Consider the following 3503-nt stretch of genomic DNA (forward strand, 5'->3'; position numbering starts at 1 on the left):
GAACTCCTGGTGGGCGATGTCGATGGTGACCCCGCGCTCGCGCTCCTCGGCGAGGTTGTCCATCACGTAGGCGAACTCGAAGCCGCCCTTACCCTTCTCTTCGGCTTCTTCGCGGTGCTGTTCGATGACGTGCTCGGGTACGCTCCCCGTCTCGAAGAGGAGTCGTCCGACCAGCGTGCTCTTTCCGTGGTCGACGTGGCCGATGATGGCCAGGTTCTGGTGCGGTTTGTCGCTCATTGTTGTAGCTCACGCGCAGAGGCGCTTATACCGGTCTCTTTTGCCCGTGCCAGTTAAAACCATTTCGAAAGGGCCTGCCGGCCACCCCGGCGCCGTCTGTCGGTTTGTGACACCGAGTGGCACGTTCGTGGCGACAGGCGGGTGCGACCGTCGGCCGCTCGCGCCCGTTCGGCGAAATCCCGTCCCGTCCACGATCGGCGGCCTCCCACCGGCGCTCGGCGCCTGCAGGCGCCCGGTACGGGTATAACCCTCGGTCCGAAAAACTAGGACGAGCGTCGACGGAACTGCTCCGCTGTCGCACGCGCGAGGCGACGACGGCCACCGAGATCGGTCGTCGAACGCGGCCACCGAGGTCGGTCGTCGCGACCGAGTATCGGACGGGGAAAACCGAAATCCGACGTCGACGGAAAGATCGATGGTCGACCCAGGTACCGCAGCGCTGATGATCGTCGCCCTCGGGGCCAGTTTCTTCGCCGCCTGGACCATCGGCGCCGGTTCCTCCGGCTCGACGCCCTTCGCGCCGGCGGTGGGAGCCAACGCGATCACCACGCTCCAAGCGGCGTTCGTCGTGGGTCTCCTGGGGTTCGCCGGCGCCGTCCTGCAGGGGGCCGCAGTCACCGAGACGGTGGGCGAGGGACTCATCGAGGGCGTCACGCTCTCCCCGCTGGCTTCGGCCATCGCGCTCGCGATCGCGGCGACGTACATCGCGGCCGGCGTGTTCAAGGGGTACCCGATCGCGACCGCGTTCGCCATAACGGGCAGCGTCGTGGGCGTCGGCCTGGCGATGGGCGGCGGTCCCGCCTGGGATACGTACACCGAGATCGGCATCTACTGGCTGGTGACGCCGATCGCAGTCGCGCCGCCGGCGTATCTGGTCACGAAGCTCCTGCGGGGCGACGCCGTCTCCGAGCGGGCCGTCGTCACCGTCCTGGCGGCGGCGGTCGGACTGGTCGTCGCGAACATGGAGTTCCTCGTCCTCGGACCGCCGGGCGAGCAGTGGTCGCTCGCGGCCGTCGCGGCGAGCCGATTGCCGGGCTCGGTCACCCTCGGGATCGGCGCGACCTCGCTCGCGGTCGCGGCCGGGTTCGCGGCGCCGGTCGCCCGCGCCGCGGCTCGCGATCCGACCCGCACCCAGCGACGCTTCCTGCTCGGGCTCGGCGCGCTCGTCGCGTTCTCCGCCGGCGGCGGCAAGGTCGGGCTCGCCGTCGGGCCGCTCCTGCCGCTCGCCGAGGGTGCGTTCCCGGTCGCCGCGGTGATTCCGGTCCTCGTCTTCGGCGCCGCCGGCATCCTCCTGGGCTCGTGGATGGCCGCGCCGCGGATGATCAAGGCCCTCGCCCAGGACTACTCCGAGCTCGGACCGCGACGGTCGATCGCCGTCCTCGTCCCCTCGTTCGTCTTCGCCCAGATCGGGATCTTCTTCGGCATTCCGATGTCGTTCAACCAGATCTTCATCGGGGCGATGGCCGGCGTCGGCTACGCGGTCGGCGGCGACACCGTGAGCGAGCGCAAGCTCGCCGTCACGGCGCTCGCCTGGATCGGCTCGGTGATCTTCGGTCTCGTCGTCGGCTACGGGCTGTACGCGGCCGTCTCGACGCTGACCGGGACCGTCTGACCGTCGACGAGCGACGATTTCCGATCCGGCGCCGAGACCGGGACGCCTAGTTCCGGGACGGGGCCGGCAGTCGGCCGACGTCCGCCAGCACCGCGGTCGCCGTCTCCGGGCCGCCGGCGCCCCGGCCGCTGTTGTGGAGGCTGCCGGCGTGGCGAGTCTCGATCTGGACGATGTTCCGCGTCCCGGAGACGGCGAGCGCGCCGTTCCGGGGGACGAGTCGCGGCCCGACGCGGACGCCCTCGCGGGTCGCTTCCGCGACGAGCCGGATCGTTCGGCCGTCCTCGGCGGCCAGTTCGAGCGCGCTCGGCGCCACGTCCCGGATCCCCGTCACCTCGGCGTCGTCGAGCGAAAAGCCGCCGTCGGCGAGCACGTTCGCCAGGATGACCCCCTTGAGGGCGGCGTCGGTGCCGTCGACGTCGAAAGTCGGATCGGCCTCCGCGACGCCGAGGTCCTGGGCCTCGGCGAGGACGTGCTCGTAGCCGAGCCCCTCCGCGGCCATTCGCGTGAGAATGAAGTTCGCGGTGCCGTTGAGGACGCCGCGGACGGCCGAGACCGCCGCCGGCGTCACGTCCTCGATCGTCGAGAGCACCGGGATGGCACCCCCGACGGTCGCCTCGAACCGGAGCGCACCCGCGCTCTCGCCCTCGACCGCGCGGAGCTCTTCGTAGCGCTCCGCGACGGGACCCTTGTTGGCGAGCACGACGTGGCGGTCGGCTTCCAGGGCGCGCCTGGCGTGATCGAACCCGGGCTGGGCATCGCCGAGCGTGGTGGGCGTCGCCTCCACCAGAACGTCGTAATCGGCCTCGAAGACGGCGGCCGGCTCCGCCGTGCCGACGGGCTCGCCGCCGGCCTTGCGTTCCAGCGCGCCCGGCACGTCGATCCCGTCGGCGTCGACCGCGGCGCCGCTCGAATCCGCGACCGCGACGACCTCGTGGCCGAACTCGCCGGCGAGCTCCGCGACCGACCGTCCGACCGCGCCGGCGCCGAGGATCGCGAGCCGGTGGCCCGTCCCCATCAGCCCTCACCACCCGGAAGGGGTTCGACGACGCAGAGGTCCTTCTCGTCGGCGACCTCCCTGACGACGCCGAGCGCCGACTCGATCCGGCCGCCGTCGACGGCGAGGCGCAGGCGGGTGCTCGAGACCGCGTCGGTCCCGTCCGGCGCGGCGAGCGAGAGGTCCACGACGGACGCGTGGGCGGAGGACTCGATGCGCGACAGCGTATCGGAGAGGTCCGTCTCCACGAGGTGGCCCACGAGGACGACGCTCACCTGCTCGCCGTAGCGGTCGCTGCCGGCCTCGATGACGTTGATCCCCTCGCTCGTCAGCCCGTCGACGATCTCGTCGAACCGCGCCGGCGGACACTCCAGGTCGACCTCCACCGGGATGTGCCCGCGCGGCGTGATGTTGCCCCGCTCGTGGTGGATCGAGAGGAGGTTGCCGCCGGCGGCCGAGATCGGTTCCAGCGCGGACAGCAACTCGCCGGGCTCGTCGACCAGCTCCAGGCGGACGGTGTAGGCCGCGACGCCGCCGTCGGTCTCCGCCGCTCCGGCCGACACGTCGGTCGCTCCGTCAGTCTGCCGCTCGGTCGCTCCGTCAGTCTGCCGCTCGGTCGCTCCGTCAGTCTGCCGCTCGGTCGCTCCGTCCGCCGGCTCC

The 3503-nt window shown here is 71.6% G+C and carries 4 protein-coding genes; 1 reads left to right on the top strand and 3 read right to left on the bottom strand.

What is annotated here, in order from left to right; translation table 11 throughout:
* A partial coding sequence (locus QZT59_RS10905) for a GTP-binding protein (RefSeq protein ID WP_290815756.1) occupies positions 1-237 on the bottom strand: 237 nt, incomplete at its 3' end.
* Positions 238-652: 415 nt separating this feature from the next.
* Here QZT59_RS10905 and QZT59_RS10910 point away from each other — a divergent pair.
* On the top strand, positions 653-1849 hold the full coding sequence (locus QZT59_RS10910; protein WP_290815759.1) for an inorganic phosphate transporter: 1197 nt from the start codon (positions 653-655) through the stop codon (positions 1847-1849).
* 46 nt (positions 1850-1895) lie between these two features.
* On the opposite strand, the gene QZT59_RS10915 is transcribed toward QZT59_RS10910, so the two are convergent.
* Complete coding sequence (locus tag QZT59_RS10915) at positions 1896-2864, bottom strand: homoserine dehydrogenase (RefSeq protein WP_290815762.1); 969 nt, start codon at positions 2862-2864, stop codon at positions 1896-1898.
* Entirely contained in the window at positions 2864-3406 is a 543-nt protein-coding gene (locus tag QZT59_RS10920) for an amino acid-binding protein (protein ID WP_290815764.1), read from the bottom strand. The genes QZT59_RS10915 and QZT59_RS10920 overlap by 1 nt, the downstream gene beginning before the upstream one ends.
* Between the last annotated feature and the right edge of the window lie 97 nt (positions 3407-3503).

The sequence above is a fragment of the Halovivax sp. genome, assembly GCA_007119345.1.
Taxonomy (GTDB): Archaea; Halobacteriota; Halobacteria; order Halobacteriales; family Natrialbaceae; genus Halovivax.

Excerpts from the sequence above, each read along its gene's own strand:
- QZT59_RS10910 (WP_290815759.1), top strand. The coding sequence starts at position 653 with ATGGTCGACCCAGGTACCGCAGCGCTGATGATCGTCGCCCTCGGGGCC.
- QZT59_RS10915 (WP_290815762.1), bottom strand. The coding sequence starts at position 2,864 with ATGGGGACGGGCCACCGGCTCGCGATCCTCGGCGCCGGCGCGGTCGGA.